Raw genomic sequence first — 14,248 nt, forward strand, 5'->3', positions numbered from 1 at the left:
ACAAATGTAAATGATAAACGTTTTGTAGTGCAGGCATTTTCCATGCTATGAGTATACCTCACTTGGCCAAAATTCGCCATACTATAGCTTTTTTGGCTATCTTTTCCAGAGCAAATAATTAATTTAAATTACACTCATGGATGGGAGTAAATATCAGGAAATCTTGACAAATGGTTGCAAATTAGCCATTTAGATGTTACTTATAGGGGTATTGGCAACAAATTACTTTATACAAAATTAACCTCAAAACAAACGAAAGGAGAATATGATTTTGTAGTAAACTAAAAGGTATTTTCAACTGGGAATTAACCTACTTATTCAAAGTAGATAATTATCCGGGCAATCCAACACCAATAAAACCCAAAAACACCACAAGTTGTAATCGGTGCATTCTTGATTTACAGAATATGGACAAACCCACCAATATTTGTTGTTTGATTAGGTTACCTACTCCTAAATAGTTCCCAAGCAAAGCTCCAAATCTTTAGACAGCAAATAGTCATACAATACAGCTGTTGGATGCAGACAGAGAGGGACAAAAATAACTATGGTGTTAAATTCCCCAAAACTTTGGAGTTAAAACATTCTCTCTCTCAGGTTGGGACTAAGGACATGGGGTATAATTGGGTGTATGCTGCTAAGTTCTGTGTGACTGGTAAATTTGTAAACGTGCTATTCAATTGTTGTCTGTAAATATGAGTAACGATATAGATCTGATTAAGCGTCTTAGCCCCAGTGCGATGGATCAGATCATGCTTTATCTGGCTTTCAGTGCGATGCGGACCAGTGGGCATAGGCATGGAGCATTCCTAGATGCAGCCGCAACGGCAGCTAAGTGTGCCATATACATGACCTATTTAGAGCAAGGACAAAATCTACGGATGACCGGTCACTTGCACCACTTGGAACCAAAACGGGTAAAAATAATTGTAGAAGAAGTAAGACAGGCGCTGACAGAGGGCAAATTGTTAAAGATGCTCGGTTCTCAAGAACCCCGGTATCTGATTCAGTTGCCTTATGTGTGGATGGAAAAGTTTCCTTGGCAACCAGGAAGATCCCGTGTGCCTGGTACAAGTCTCACCAGTGAAGAAAAAAGGCAAATCGAGCAAAAACTACCTAGTAATCTGCCTGATGCTCAATTAACCACTTCTTTTGACTTTCTGGATCTAATTGAATTTTTGCACAAGCGATCGCAGGAGCTATTGCCACCTGAGCATCAAATGCCTTTGAGCGAAGCCTTAGCAGAGCATATCAAACGTAGGCTACTATACTCCGGTACTGTAACTCGGATTGATTCTCCTTGGGGAATGCCATTTTATGCTCTTACCCGCCCTTTCTATGCTCCAGCAGACGACCAGGAGCGTACATACATCATGGTGGAAGATACTGCCCGGTATTTCCGAATGATGAAGGATTGGGCAGAAAGGCGGTCAAACACCATGCGAGCTTTAGAAGAGCTTGATATTCCAGCAGACAAATGGGAGCAAGCTATGGAAGAGTTAGATGAAATCATTCGGGCTTGGGCAGATAGATATCATCAAACTGGTGGTATTCCCATGATTTTGCAGATGGTGTTTGGCAGAAAAGAAGATTGATAGTTAAACCGTACTGTCTCCAGCAAGGCGATCATGGCTATCACAGAATAGGCTGGACTTACAGCCAGCCTAAAAGAATTCGTCAACTTAATAGCAGTCTATTTTATAGACTTTGTGGAATCACCTCAAAAGAGGGACTAAGTTCAGTGGGGGCTAGATTTTGTGGTGTAAATGCAGGTGAAAAGCCACCAACACGGTCACTGGCATCAATACAAGTATCCATTGCCTGGGTGGGTGCCATATCAATCTCACTAAGTAAACCCACCACACATTGAGAAAAACGATCGGGTAACAAGCTACGACCACAATAATTTAAAACTGTTGTATTAACAGCTTCTGGAGTATTCCTGGCGATACCAACCACACAACTAGAAAAGTTTTGGGGTCGCCGGGCTTGCTCGCAAGAAGAAAGAGCATCTACAACACTAATTTGGGTTTGCTTATTGATTTTAACCACACAAGCAGACAAGTCTCGCGGACGGACTGCTGCTGCACATCCCTGTGATACTGCTTGTTCTGTTATGCCCAACTTCAAGAGTTGAGCCGTACAAAGACGGTAATCGTTGGCGTAAGAGGTAGTTACTGCCATACTCGGAGTCATCATTGCCAACAGTCCAGCTACAGCCAAAACAGGCGTTGTCAGCCCAATGGTTACAGTCTTGAATATTGTGACAGCTAAACCGGCTGTTTGGTTCCCAACTTTACTCAGATTTTTTTTGTTCATTGCCTTTGTTTAAATACCGAAAGTTATGTTAACTCAAATGTACAGCAACTTTTGGTACAGACCACCCAATAATAGCAGGTAGATATTGGCTACATAGTCAAGACAAATAACTTTTTCAGCAAACCCTAGCCAGTATAAAATACAGAGTATATTGTATAACGAGCTAAAACCCGGCTGCAACCTTTCTGTGGCTTGATTACTTCGTTCTTTTATTTGCCATCTTGATCAGCAAAAGTTGTGAGGTTTAACATATGAAATTTGGCATTGACATCGCGCACAATTCTCCTCCAGACACCGGTGCTGTAGGGATCAAATCTGAGGATGTTTTGACTAGAGATGTCGGGAACAGGGTGATTTCCAAATTACGCGCCCTGGGACATGAAGTAATACCGTGTAAACCAGATAGGTCTACTTCCGTCACCAATTCACTATTTCAAAGAATCAATACAGCCAATACCAACAGAGTTGACGTTTTTGTCTCCATACACTTCAACGCTTTCAATGGTTTAGCTAATGGTACGGAAGTATTTGCAGCTAGTCAAGCGGGAAGACAAATTGCCCAACCAGTGTTAAATGAAATTGTCAAATTAGGGTTTTTTAATCGTGGAGTGAAAAGTGGTTCCCACTTATATGTTTTGAGAAATACCAGGATGCCAGCAATTCTGATAGAATGCTGTTTTGTCGATTCACCAAGGGATATGAATATCTTTGAATCAGAAGCAACTGCTAATGCTATTGTCAAAGGCTTGACCGGTGAATTGCCTACCAATCCCGTTAATCCCGTACCTGATGAAGAGTTGAATACAGACACTACAGTCATTAGATTGCAAAGAGCCTTAAATCAGTTAAAAATCGAGGATAGCAATGGTAAGCCCTTGGCTGAGGATAATATCATAGGCCAGGCAACTAGATCGGCAACAGTTAACTTTCAGAATGTTGTGGGACTAGCACCAACGGGAGTTGCAGACGCAAACACCTGGAATGCAATTAACTTGATTTTAGCAAAACGAATAGTCAGACCTCATCATGCTGGTGGTGCGGTTGTTAGATACATACAATTCCGTTTAGGTGCTGATGCTGATGGTGTCTATGGTCCCCAGACAGGAGCGGCCATTAGGAAATTTCAAAGGCAAAATGGTTTACTGGCAGATGGTATTGTGGGGAGAATGACCTGGGGAAAATTCATTGGTTAGTATAGACGGTAGCGGGCAAAATGCCCGCAATACAAAATTTATTAAACTAAGCCGGTCAGTCACCCGACCGACTCGTCTCCAAAACCGTACATGAGACTTTCACCTCATACGGCTCCTCAACCGATTTCTTAGATGGGATGCGGAATGTGGGTTATATATACCTATGAAAATCCCCCAGTATAACTACTAGGGGTAAAAATTACTAATTAATTAACCCAGTGACCACACTAACCAGCATTAGCCAAGAGTAACTCTCGCTGTTCTGACCTAGTGATTCTCACTTGATTGTCATCATCAACATCAGCAATAGCTATGACTCCATCGGTAATTTCTCCAGATAGCATTGCTTCAGCCAGAGGATCTTCCAACAACCGCATAATCGCTCGGCGTAAAGGTCTAGCACCGTAACTAGGACTATAACCCTCTTCTACCACACGGTCTTTAAAGCGTTCTGTCACCTCTAAAGTGATTCCCTTTTCAGTCAAGCGGGTAGCAACCTCACGGAGCATAATATCAGCAATTTGCTTGACTTCATCTTTAGAAAGCTGAGTGAAGACAATAATATCATCCAACCGGTTGAGAAACTCAGGACGGAAATAAGCCTTCAGTTCCTCATTAACTAAGGTGCGAATACGGTTATAACTAGCATTAGCTTCCGTCTCAAACTCAAACCCTAAACCACCACCACCTTTTTCAATCACCTTAGACCCAATGTTAGAAGTCAGAATAATCAGAGTATTCTTGAAGTCCACTTTCCGACCTTTCGCATCAGTCAAGTGTCCGTCATCCAACAGTTGCAGCAGCATATTAAATACATCCGGGTGCGCCTTTTCGATTTCGTCAAAAAGCAGCACCGCGTAAGGTCTACGGCGCACAGCTTCCGTGAGTTGACCGCCTTCTTCGTACCCTACATAACCAGGAGGTGAACCAATCAGCTTAGAAACTGTATGTCCTTCCATATATTCAGACATATCTAGACGAATCAAAGCTTCTTCAGCACCAAAGAAGTAAGAAGCCAAGGATTTGGCTAATTCAGTTTTACCCACTCCGGTAGGACCAGAGAAAATAAAACTAGCGATGGGACGACGGGGATTTTTTAACCCCACTCTAGCTCGACGGATAGCACGAGACACAGCCGTAACTGCTTGTTCTTGACCTATTAACCGCTCATGTAGTGTGTCTTCTAGGTGTAGCAGCAACTCTGACTCAGATTCTGTGAGCTTGTTCACTGGTACCCCTGTCCAAGCAGAGACGATTTGAGCAATATCTTCCTCATCAACGATGGGCGGCTTGACAAATTCCTGATTTTCTGCATCTGCTTGCAGTTCTGCTTCGAGTTTCACTTCCTCGTCTCGCAGTTGTGCTGCTCTGTCAAAATTCTGGACTCTCACCGCATCTTGTTTGGCTTTACTTACACTGACTAATTGCTGCTTCAGTTCTTGATTAGCAGAAATGCGGGAGTTACGCAGACGCACACGAGAGCCTGCTTCATCAATCAAGTCAATTGCTTTATCTGGTAAAAAGCGATCGCTAATATAACGATCCGACAACTCAGCAGCAGCGACAACAGCCGCATCAGAGATATGTACTTTGTGGTGCTGCTCATAGGCTCCACGCAAGCCGTAGAGAATTTCAATAGTTTCTGGTACAGAGGGTTCCCCCACCAGAATTGATTGGAAACGACGCTCTAAGGCTGCATCACGCTCAATATGCTGACGATACTCATTTAAAGTGGTGGCACCAATACATTGCAATTCACCCCGTGCTAAGGCAGGTTTGAGAATATTGGCTGCGTCTAAGCCTCCTTCCGTACCACCAGCACCAACTAAGGTGTGAACTTCGTCAATCACCAAAATAATATTACCTGCAGAACGCACTTCTTGCACTATCTTCTTCAGACGTTCCTCAAAGTCACCACGAAAACGGGTTCCAGATACCAATAGCCCCATATCCAGGCTAATCACTAGCTTATCTAGCAGAACTTCGGGAACATCCTGATGGACGATGCGTTGAGCTAAACCCTCAGCGATCGCGGTTTTCCCCACCCCCGGTTCCCCGATTAACACCGGATTATTCTTTGTCCGGCGACCGAGAATTTGAATAGTCCGCTCAATTTCCTTTTCTCGACCAACTACAGGGTCAAGCTTACCCTCTTGGGCTAATTTAGTTAGGTTTCTGCCAAATTCTTCTAGACTGAGGTTTTGGGTACGCTTTGAACCCCCACCTGTGCTAGCAAACACTGACGTACCTTCGCCCAAACGACGGATCACGTTGCTGCGGATATTCTTCAGGTCAACCCCCAGATTTTGTAGCACTTTGGCCGCCACACCTTCACCAGCCTCTGTCAAACCTAAAAGCAAGTGTTCAGTGCTGATGTAGTTGTGTCCCAGGTTATTAGCTTCCCTAAAGGATTGCTCAAATAAGCTTTTCACCTTGGGAGTAAAAGGAATTTCTGGTGGTACAAAACCAGAACCTTTACCAATAATTTTTTCAACCTCTCGGCGTGCTTCCTTCAAATTCACACCTAATTCGGACAGCACTTTAGCAGCAACCCCAGTCCCTTCTCCCATTAAACCCAGGAGAATTTGTTCAGTTCCTACAAAATTGTGTCCCAGGCGACGTGCTTCCTCCTGGGCTAACATAATTACTTTAATGGCTTCGGAAGTGAAGTGTTCAAACATAGCGGGTTATTGCTCCCTTGCTGCTTTGGGCTTTGGGTGGGCTAAATCTTCACCCTAATTTAAACTTTTTTGTATTTTCTTAAAGATAATGTATCTTTACTTAAATTTACATGGCTGTGGTGAGAGCCGTATGAGGTAAGGTGTGTTTGCCGTCATAATTAATCATTGCCTAATTGAGAGATGATTGACTCTAGAACTGGGATGAGATGATCATCCAACTAAAGGTATAAATCATGTCTGATCTACACGGAAATAGCAAGGATCAACAACATCCCCTTTACAACCGCGATCGCCCCTCTATTGATATTCTACTCCGTCAAGAGCCAACAGACTACAATTTAGCCGAATTAGCTAGATTAAAAATTCGTTATCAAGGCTTTCCAGGGGCTAGAGACATCCAACGAGACCTTGATAAAGTGTTGCAGCAGTGGGGTTTAACGGAAGCAGAACTTTTTGCCAAAACCCGCCAAATCCACAGTGCGGGAGGAATTTATCAAAGTCGCGGTAAAAAAGAAGAGCAAGATTGGAACTAGTCATTGGTCATTGGTGATTACTTTCTTTCCTCTCCATACTTCCGCAACTCCTTGAGTAATTTTTCTTGAGATGATTCTGGAATTACTGAATTAACCATTGGTTGGGGATTTGCTTCCCAAATATCAGCAGCAGGTGTGGGTTTTACATTCAGCGCCTGTTGTCTCGACTTGGTGGGGGAAAGCTCAATCTTGGGTGTACTAACAGGAGGCTGCTTAATAGTTGGTTTCTTCACCACAGGCTGCTTAACAACAGGTTGGCTAACAGCTGTTTTGAGAGAATCTAAAGTAGCCCCTACCTTTACTTGTTGCTGCATCTGTTCTGTAGAAGACACCAAGCTACTTAAACCATTCACCAATTGCAATAGATTTTGTCTAAAAGCTGGATCACCTGTTAATTCGTCTAAATCCGATGTAATCTTTTGGGTATTGGCAAAAGTTACCCTGGCTGAATCTAAGGTTTGCTGCATGAGCAATAAAGTCTGAGGGTCAGTTAAGGTTTGAGAAGCATCCCGTAAATTAGCTGACGCTTGGGCCGCATTGGCGGAAAGGCTTTCTAAATTCTTCAGTAATTCCCCTTGGGTCAGTTGACTAACCGCAGGCGACAGACTACTGACTGTCACCCGGAGTTGATTGCTAGTTTCGGTAATATTGTTTAAAGCACCAACCAAAGAACTGCGATTACTCGTCAATAGTTCATCTAAGTTATTCAACAACCGATTAGCTTGATTGGCTGTAGAACTAAATTCACTGGCTGTCGCCCCTAATTGATCTACCGTTTTCGTCGCGGATGTAGTCAGTTTATTTGTAGCTTGTTGTACTGAATTGGCCGTATTGGCAAATGTCCCTAGTTGTTTTTCAAAGCTTTTGCTCAAACTTTGGAAATCTTGACTAAGGGATGCAACATTTGTGGCTGCTACTGTGGAGCTTTCTAACAGTCGATTCAGTCTCTGATAAAATTCTGGCTCATTATATGTAGTGGCTAAATTCGTGGCCGTGCGAATCAGTTCATCAACACTAATACCAATTTCACCTTGTAAGCGAGAACCATCACAAATAATCACACTCTCATCACAATCATTATCTAATGGTTTAGCGATCGCCTCCCCAGTAGGTATAGATTTTTTCGGTGTAATGTCGATAATACTTTCGCTAATTAATCCACTTTGATTAGCTTCAATTAGCACCTCACTGGGAATCATTAAGTCAGTTCTAGTAATTTCCAGTTCCACATCTACCGCATTTGATCCGGCTTTAACCCCAGAAATATTACCTACTTTCACCCCCCGATACCGGACTGGTGCGCCTTTTTGCATACCACCAGCATTAGCAAATTCTACTATAAACTTATATGAATTGCTACTAGCTGTAAATCTATTCAACCACAGCACAATCATCACAAATGCCCCTAAACCCAGTATAATCAACAAACCCACCGAGCCTTCTCTTAATGTGCGCCTAGAAGCAAAACTATTAGTTATATCTCGCATATTTTTTCTCCATCCACCTACCCAGCTACCTGAATCGGTCCATCTATACTGCCAGTAATAAATTGTCTCATCAAGGGATGTTCTGTATTATCCATATCACTAACAGTACCCTGCCATTGCACTTTACCTTGATAAAGGAACACTAATCTATCCACTGTACGACGAATGGTACTATGTTGATGGGTAACAATGGCATAAGTACTACAGACTCCTTGTGTTGATTGCAATTGACGAATTAAATCTTCTATCACCGTTGAAGCAATAGGGTCAAGTCCTGCGGTGGGTTCATCATATAGTAAAACTTCTGGCCCGTCTGTGAGACTATCAGGATTAGAGATAATTGCTCTGGCAAAACTTACCCGCTTTCGCATTCCCCCGGATAGTTCAGATGGGTACAAATGGCTAATTCCCGATAAACCAACCATTTCTAATTTTTCTTTTACCAGTTCTTGGATACGCGATCGCGGTATCTTTGAATGTTGATAAAGTAAAAAACCCACATTTTCATCTACCGTCAACGAATCAAATAACGCCGCTTGTTGAAACACCATACCAATACTAATAGGATCAGTAATGTCCTCAATTAACCCATCTCGTCGTACCCCTTGGATATAAATTTCTCCACCATCGGGAGCAATTAATCCGGCAATAATTCTTAAAACCGTTGATTTACCAGTTCCAGAAGGTCCAATAATCCCTAATGCTTCCCCGCGATAAATTGTCAAGTCCACATTATCTAAAATTTTCTTCTCACCAAAGGACTTAGAAATACCTTTCAGTTCAATTAATGGTTCATTAGTCATTGGTCATTAGTTATTAAAAATAAGCATCCACAAATTACTGAAAAACCCATAAGATGCTAACTCAAGTAGTCACACAGCTAAGTATAATCTTAGTCAAGGTGAGTAGGGGGGCTTTGACAATCCCAAGACGATATGATTTAATAAATAAATAATATCGATATCGTAAACTTTGCGTAGCCTGTCCGATGACCGCGTAGCAACATCAGTTTACAATCCTCTGTATTTCAACCAGGGGAGATGTCAAGACCCATTAGCACATTACCATTTTCCTGTTACATCTCACAAATTGCTTTTAAAACTTGTAACACTTCAACAGCGCGGGGAAATTCCATAAAATTTAATAACGGCATCAAGTAATAAATGGGCGGATTACCTTGTTCAATATAAATAAACTGATAAACTCTGCCATTAGTTGTTAAACCCCAAACCGATGTTTGATGATTTAAACCTTTATAAGCGTAGGTCAGCAGTTGTGGTAAACCTGTGAAAATATCAATTTGACTATTTTTTGATTCAATTAAAAGTATCCATAAATATAGTTGGGACTGGGTATGTTTAGCTTTACTCACAGCTAAAATATCCATCCTCCCTCTCACGGTGGTATCCTCATCTTCAACTTCAATATCAGCAATATCTTCTTCTAGGCGAATTTCCATGGGATAGCGATAAAAGCCAGCTAATCTCAACAACGGTGCAAGTACCAAAAACTTTACCTGACCTTCCGAAACCTTACCTGCTGTCAGGTACTTATCAAAGTCATTCTGAAGCTGTTTCAAATCCTGGTGTTCTACATCTGTGATCGGTTCCAGGGATAAAAGAGGAGAAAATAAACCATCGTAGTGTTTTTCAAACCCAAACAAACGCTGAACATCCTCTAGAGACAAATTACTAGCATTAACAATTGTCATGGATTTTTGCTGAATGTGAGCCAGGAATACTAAAATTATAGTAGGTTAGGTTAATGTTGATGGACCTTTTCCAGTAACCACATAGAAGCAACAATACCAACAAAATGAGCAGCAATACCATTAATATTAGCCACCAGTATAAATACATCCAACGCTCGAATAATCTTATTAGGATTAACAATTGCCACTCCAGGGGGTTGAGATACAACCTTTGCCACTAACACACTCACACTGCTTCCAGCACCTAAAAGAGTCAGCAGCATCCCCACCAAACTGATCAAAATACCCATGCGAATGGTTGTAATTGTATCCGCTTTACTTGGATGCAGAGTAGGATTAGGATTGTCTAAGCGTCTGCCTAGGCGCGTGTAACGAAAATCCCAAAATACACCGAATAATAATAATAAAACTCCAATTACAGCCCAAAAAACACCAACTCCCAGTCCGGGATTTGATTTATCGGCAAAATCACGACCAGTAGAAGCAAATAATAATAATAAGCCAGAAACCAGCGCCAACGCCAATTGTACCCATAACATCATCCATCCTGTTAGACGAATTTGATTGGCAATTTTGTGCTTAGATGTTCTTAAATGCGATCGCACTAGCGATCGCACTTCTGTTTCTGGCTCCATATAATTTCTATAATTTGTATAATTTGTTTGATAATTTGTTTGATAATTTCCATTTCATTTCCTTAGCCCCATACTAAATATTAGTTTCCCAGTTCATCCCCCAGACCCCCCCACAGACATAATTACACTGCTCACTAAAAACTTCAGCAACTATCCAACCCGTCCATAACGTGCAGTTAAACAACTAGCCCCATCTGCTTGATTACACAACCAAGCCCACATCTGATCACCAAAAGAAAAATGCCACCATTCTCTAGGATTACGTTGAAAACCCGCTTTTAACATCACATCATGCAACAATTGCCGATAAGCATGATATTCTCCTGCTTCCGGGTAATCACTATAGGCATAATAATTGGGGTGCGATCGCTCTGACAACTCATCAATAGGCGAACCCATATATACCACCTTCCCCGTATCATCCACCAGAGTCACATCTACAGCGGCCCCGGTACTGTGGGGAGGAGGAGTATTTTCATCCCAACTCGGTACAGCCCAAATTTCATAAACCGACTCCCAAATCTCTTGGCGTTGTAGTGGTGATAACTCAGCCTCAGTCAGCCCCTGTTCTTGTAACGCCTGAGCAAAAGTGTAGTCTACCATAAACTGCTGCACACCCACCGGACGATAGGCATCAAAAATTTGGATATACCAACCAGAGTAAAGACACTGTAAGTAACTTTGCGCTTCAATTAAATGCTCAATCACACCCTGGCGGAGATAATAAGGTGAATATTCCCCATAATTTGCACCAAGTTTTTCATAAGCATGGGGGGATTCCACCGCAAAAAATTTCAAAGGAATAGCCACAAGCGGTTCACCGCATTCTACTATCGGTATTTCGTGATAAGGCCGCATCAAATCAATGTAACTCACTAGATTGAGAAGGGCTATATCACCCTTTGTTTTTTAATAATTTAACCCACTCAAACAATCTTATAGCATTCCTTAAACACCTAAGATACCAATGACCAATGTAAATGCTTTTCTTGTAGCGGGAGAATACTTCCACTGCGCCCAGGACAAGTCCTGCTTGCTGCTGAATATATCCCGCCCCCTAATAATGTACCTCACTTGGGCAAAATTCGCTGTCATCTGTATTACATAAACATATATAGTATAAGTACTTCCACAGGGTTTGAGCGAGAGTTGTCAGCCCTCCAGGAATTCAAGTATTAATCTCATCGTTTTTAAAAACTATATTTTCACATCCAAAAAACCGCCACATATTCAGTGCAATTCAATATTTCACCCACAGCCAAGAATATTTAACTGTACTTTCTTAACATATCCTTAACATATCCTTAACCTATTCTTAACCTATTCTTGTTATCCAGCCTACATTTATCATTTAATAAATCGTGAAATACTTGTGCAGTAAGCATTACAGCCATTATTATTAACATTAATAAACACAGAATTTCAGGCGCGAGAAATCCCATAAAAAAATTGCAAACAAGGGTTGACAAATCCAATTAGGTCAGCTAGTATATGTATGGTTAGCTAAACCAAAGGCGCATAGCCATAGGTCATAAACAAAAGACTATTCAAAATCCATCAGCATCTCTAAGTTAGATGTTTTCCAACAAGAGCAACCAATCATCAACCTCCTCCTTAACCAGAGGTAATAGGATGATGTAGCTCTGCTATGAAGCCATTAAGAAGCCATTAAATTATCCATTCAAACAACCTCTACTTTAGTTATCAGGAGACAACCATGTTTAGCATCACAACTTCCCTAGCAGCTCAAGAAATCCCCCAAGAAATCCCCCAAGAAATCCCCCAAGAAATACTATTCATCGACTCCCAAGTTCGCGTGGTGAGTCAACTCCTCGCCGGAGTCAAACCAGGAATAGCCGTCATCCTCTTAGATAGCGCCAAAGATGGCCTAGAGCAAATCACCGCAACACTAGCCTCATATCCTTCTACCACCCTTCACCTAGTCAGCCACGGTTCCCCCGGTTGCTTGTATTTAGGAGACACTCAATTAAATTTAGACACCCTCCACCGCTACAGCAAGCAACTACAGCAATGGCATATCAGCAACCTATTACTATATGGATGTAACGTAGCCGCAGGAGATGCGGGAGAAGAATTTATCCAGCGCCTGAGTAACCTCACCGGGGCAAAAGTAGCAGCATCCAAGACTTTAACCGGTAGTGCCGCACTCAACGGAGATTGGAACTTAGAAGTAACCACCGCCAATATGGACTTATCCCTGGCCTTTACTAGCCATGCCATGTTTAATTATGAAGGTGTGTTGAGTTTAACTAAAGTCGGCAGTGAGTTCCAAATCAATACTCACACACTAAATAGTCAGCAATCCTCACAACTAGCAAATCTGAGTGACGGTGGCTTTGTCGTTGTCTGGGAATCACTTGAACAAGATGGCTCCGGGTCCGGAATCTATGGGCAACGCTACTACGCAAATGGCACAAAAAATGGCAGCGAGTTTCGCGTTAACACCTATACTACAGATGGTCAATGGGCTCCATCAGCAACTGGATTAAGTGATGGTGGCTTTGTTGTTACCTGGTACTCAGATAAAGCAGGCACACAATCTGGAACTTATGGGCAGCTCTACACGGCAAATGGCACAGAAAATGGTGTTGAGTTTGAAGTCAACATTTACACAGAAGGAGGAGAATTCTTGCCACCAATCTTGTTCACTGTTTCCCGTTATGTTTCAGTAGCTGAACTCGCTGGGGGAGGATTTGTCGTCATTTCACGCAGAGAAGGACAAGGTAATGGAATTTATGGGCAACGCTACTACGCAAATGGCATAAAAAATGGCAGCGAGTTTGAAGTCACTACCACAGGCGACAGTATCAATAAATTATCAGTAGCCTCTCTCACCAACGGTGATTTTGTCGTGACTTGGCATTCTTGGTTTGATACTTGGGGCAATTATTTGACTGAAATCTATGGTCAGCGCTTCTATGCAGATGGCCGGAAGAATGGCAACCAGTTTCACGTTAACACCACCACTGCGGGTCTTCAGTCTAACCCATCAGTAACTGGGTTAAGTGATGGTGGCTTTGTTGTCACATGGCAGTCAGAAGAAGATGTACCGTCAACGTGGGGAATATACGGGCAACTCTACAATGTAAATGGCACACCGAATGGCGGCGAATTTAAAATTAGTACTTCCCAAATGGGAATAGCAGCATCCGTAACTCCCCTAAATAACGGTGGTTTCGTCGTCACCTGGCAATCAGGATCTCTAGGAGACATCTGTGGGCAGTATTTCAACCCAGATGGTACTAAGAATGGCAGCGAGTTTCTCGTCAACACTTACACTAATAGTATTCAAAGTAACCCATCAGTAGCAGCCCTAACAGACGGTAGGTTTGTTGTTGCTTGGGACTCATTCGCAGAAGATGGCCGTAGCAATATTCATGGACAGATATTTCAACTCCCTAACGAAAACAAAGCACCCACAGACATAACATTAAGCACCACCAGTATTAATGAAAACGTCCCAGCCAACACAGTAATTGGCAACCTCAGCACCACCGATCCTGAAGGAGGCTCATTCACCTACAGCTTATCAGGTACAGATGCAGCAGCCTTCAACATCAGCGGAAATCAACTACGAATCAACGCTTCACCCAACTTTGAAGCCAAACCAACTTACAGCATTAATTTAACCACCACAGATGCTGGTGGTTTGATTCATAACAAAGACT

11 protein-coding genes are annotated in these 14,248 nt (G+C 42.2%); 4 read left to right on the top strand and 7 right to left on the bottom strand.

Translation table 11 applies throughout. The features are described from left to right. The first annotated feature begins 695 nt into the window (after window positions 1-695). Entirely contained in the window at window positions 696-1,595 is a 900-nt protein-coding gene (gene hetR, locus NWP17_RS10105; RefSeq protein ID WP_280654786.1) for a heterocyst differentiation master regulator HetR, read from the top strand. A gap of 103 nt (window positions 1,596-1,698) precedes the next feature. On the opposite strand, the gene NWP17_RS10110 is transcribed toward hetR, so the two are convergent. After that, the gene (locus tag NWP17_RS10110) at window positions 1,699-2,319 is read right to left on the bottom strand and encodes a hypothetical protein (protein ID WP_280654787.1); all 621 of its coding nucleotides are present in this window, start codon (window positions 2,317-2,319) and stop codon (window positions 1,699-1,701) included. Window positions 2,320-2,570: 251 nt separating this feature from the next. Between NWP17_RS10110 and NWP17_RS10115 the strand changes: the two genes are divergently transcribed. Next, on the top strand, window positions 2,571-3,512 hold the full coding sequence (locus NWP17_RS10115; protein WP_280654788.1) for an N-acetylmuramoyl-L-alanine amidase: 942 nt from the start codon (window positions 2,571-2,573) through the stop codon (window positions 3,510-3,512). 227 nt (window positions 3,513-3,739) lie between these two features. On the opposite strand, the gene NWP17_RS10120 is transcribed toward NWP17_RS10115, so the two are convergent. After that, a complete protein-coding gene (locus NWP17_RS10120; protein ID WP_280654789.1) occupies window positions 3,740-6,193 on the bottom strand; it encodes an ATP-dependent Clp protease ATP-binding subunit in 2,454 nt (817 codons plus the stop codon). 233 nt (window positions 6,194-6,426) lie between these two features. Between NWP17_RS10120 and NWP17_RS10125 the strand changes: the two genes are divergently transcribed. Continuing rightward, a complete protein-coding gene (locus NWP17_RS10125; RefSeq protein WP_280654790.1) occupies window positions 6,427-6,726 on the top strand; it encodes a DUF3288 family protein in 300 nt (99 codons plus the stop codon). Between the two features lie 17 nt (window positions 6,727-6,743). Here the strand turns inward: NWP17_RS10125 and NWP17_RS10130 are convergent, their stop codons facing one another. From NWP17_RS10130 to NWP17_RS10150, 5 genes are all read right to left on the bottom strand, one after another. Continuing rightward, window positions 6,744-8,213 (bottom strand): MlaD family protein, encoded by a 1,470-nt coding sequence (locus NWP17_RS10130; RefSeq protein WP_280654791.1) that lies wholly within the window; start codon window positions 8,211-8,213, stop codon window positions 6,744-6,746. Window positions 8,214-8,230: 17 nt separating this feature from the next. Next, window positions 8,231-9,016, bottom strand: a complete 786-nt coding sequence (locus tag NWP17_RS10135) for an ABC transporter ATP-binding protein (protein WP_280654792.1) — start codon at window positions 9,014-9,016, stop codon at window positions 8,231-8,233. A 272-nt stretch (window positions 9,017-9,288) separates the two neighbouring features. Beyond that, window positions 9,289-9,924: a restriction endonuclease subunit R gene (locus NWP17_RS10140; protein WP_280654793.1), complete on the bottom strand. Its 636-nt coding sequence runs from the start codon at window positions 9,922-9,924 to the stop codon at window positions 9,289-9,291. A 50-nt stretch (window positions 9,925-9,974) separates the two neighbouring features. Beyond that, window positions 9,975-10,559, bottom strand: coding sequence for a DUF3611 family protein (locus NWP17_RS10145; protein ID WP_280654794.1), 585 nt, complete (start codon window positions 10,557-10,559; stop codon window positions 9,975-9,977). A gap of 150 nt (window positions 10,560-10,709) precedes the next feature. Beyond that, window positions 10,710-11,417 carry a M15 family metallopeptidase gene (locus NWP17_RS10150; protein WP_280654795.1) on the bottom strand — a complete coding sequence of 236 codons (708 nt, stop codon included), beginning with the start codon at window positions 11,415-11,417 and terminating at the stop codon, window positions 10,710-10,712. Between the two features lie 859 nt (window positions 11,418-12,276). Between NWP17_RS10150 and NWP17_RS10155 the strand changes: the two genes are divergently transcribed. Next, window positions 12,277-14,248 (top strand): DUF4347 domain-containing protein (locus NWP17_RS10155; RefSeq protein ID WP_280654796.1); only part of this gene is annotated, 1,972 nt, incomplete at its 3' end.

The organism is Chrysosporum bergii ANA360D, from assembly GCF_029891735.1.
Taxonomy (GTDB): domain Bacteria; phylum Cyanobacteriota; class Cyanobacteriia; order Cyanobacteriales; family Nostocaceae; genus Umezakia; species Umezakia bergii.